Source organism: Kitasatospora sp. NPDC059803, assembly GCF_042732255.1.
Taxonomy (GTDB): Bacteria; Actinomycetota; Actinomycetes; order Streptomycetales; family Streptomycetaceae; genus Kitasatospora.
Window position 1 is genome coordinate 1 of record NZ_JBHWIJ010000367.1, and the last position, 1551, is coordinate 1551.

The following is a 1551-nucleotide window of genomic DNA, read 5'->3' on the forward strand; positions in this document are numbered from 1 at the left end:
GCCGAGGGCAAGGTCGTGGCGATGGTCGGCGACGGCGTCAACGACGCGGCCGCCCTCGCCCAGGCCGACCTGGGCCTGGCCATGGGCACCGGCACCGACGCCGCGATCGAGGCCGGCGACCTCACCCTGGTCCGCGGCGACCTTCGCTCGGCGGCCGACGCCATCCGGCTCTCCCGCCGCACGCTCGGCACCATCAAGGGCAACCTGTGCTGGGCCTTCGGCTACAACGTGGCAGCGATCCCGCTGGCCGCCGCCGGGATGCTCAACCCGATGGTCGCCGGCGCCGCGATGGCCTTCTCCTCGGTCTTCGTGGTCACCAACAGCCTGCGGCTGCGCCGCTTCCAGCCCGCCTGACCCGCCCGCGCGACGCGGAAGGGGGGGGGGGGGGGCGGGGCGGCGGCGGCCGGGCCCGCGCCGTCCCCCCCGGCGCGCGGGGGCACGGCCTGCCGGCTCCCGGGGCGCGGGGGGGGGGCCGTCCCCGAGGGGGCGGGGCCCTTCCCCGCGTCACCGCGCCAAAGCACCACCGCGTCAACGCGTCACCGCGTCACCGCGTCACCGCCCGAGCAGCTCGCCGCCGTTGCAGTGCAGGATCTCGCCGGTGATGAACCCGGCCTCGGGCGAGGCCAGGAAGTAGACCGCGGCCGCGACCTCACCGGTCTCCCCGATCCGGCCCAGCAGGGTGCGGGCCGCCCGGCGGGAGACCTCGGCCTCGTCCAGCCGGGGGCCGAAGAACTCGGTGCCGGCCACCGTCCCGGGCGCGACGATGTTGGCGGTGATCCCGGAGGTGCCCAACTGGGCGGCCAGGAAGTGGTTCCAGGCGTGCAGCGAGGCCTTCGCCGCGCCGAACGAGCCGGCCCCGCGCAGGGCGGCGATCGAGCTGATGGTGACCACCCGGCCGGCGCCGGGGGTGAGCCGGTCCCGGATCGACTCGGTGAGCAGCACCACGGTCAGCACGTTGCGCTCGAAGTCGCCGCGCCAGCGGGCCAGCAGGGCGTGCGGCCCGGCGCCGATCACGGTCTCCCGGCTGCCGGCGTTGTTGACCAGGACGTCGATCCGCTCGGGCAGTTCGGCGAGCGCGGCCTCGACGGCATCGGGGTCGGCGAGATCGCACACCAGCGGGGTGACGTTCGGCCCGAGGTCCGCCGCGGCCTTCTCCAGGACCGCGCGGCGGCGGCCCACGATCACGACCCGTTCGCCCGCCTCGGCGAACCGCCGCGCGACTTCGTACCCGATTCCCGTGCCACCGCCGGTGACAACGACGTTCCTGGCCATCTGCGCACTCCCTCCCCAGCTCCGCCGCCACGCTGCGAGGGTGCGGGACGGTCCGTACCGGAATGCCACGATTCCTATCACGCTCGGTTGCCGTGACTGCGGGGAGGGTGACGTCGCGCGCGCGGGAACGTGTGATATGGGCTCGGCACGAGGTGCACACGGAGCGTGGCGAGAGGCAGCTCACACCCCCCGGGCGTAACTTCTCGCACCCTGATACGTCTTAGGTTGGTAGTGCGGCAGTTTTCCGATGAGCGGGGACGCGACGAACGGCAATGCGTC

Annotated in this window: 2 protein-coding genes; one reads left to right on the forward strand and one right to left on the reverse strand. The window is 74.4% G+C overall.

The features are described 5' to 3' along the window. The coding region (locus ACFV6I_RS35480) for an HAD-IC family P-type ATPase (RefSeq protein WP_380430016.1) at positions 1–354 on the forward strand (354 nt) is incomplete at its 5' end. Between the two features lie 198 nt (positions 355–552). Here the strand turns inward: ACFV6I_RS35480 and ACFV6I_RS35485 are convergent. Then, a complete protein-coding gene (locus ACFV6I_RS35485) occupies positions 553–1272 on the reverse strand; it encodes an SDR family NAD(P)-dependent oxidoreductase (protein WP_063349393.1) in 720 nt (239 codons plus the stop codon). Positions 1273–1551: the final 279 nt, after the last annotated feature.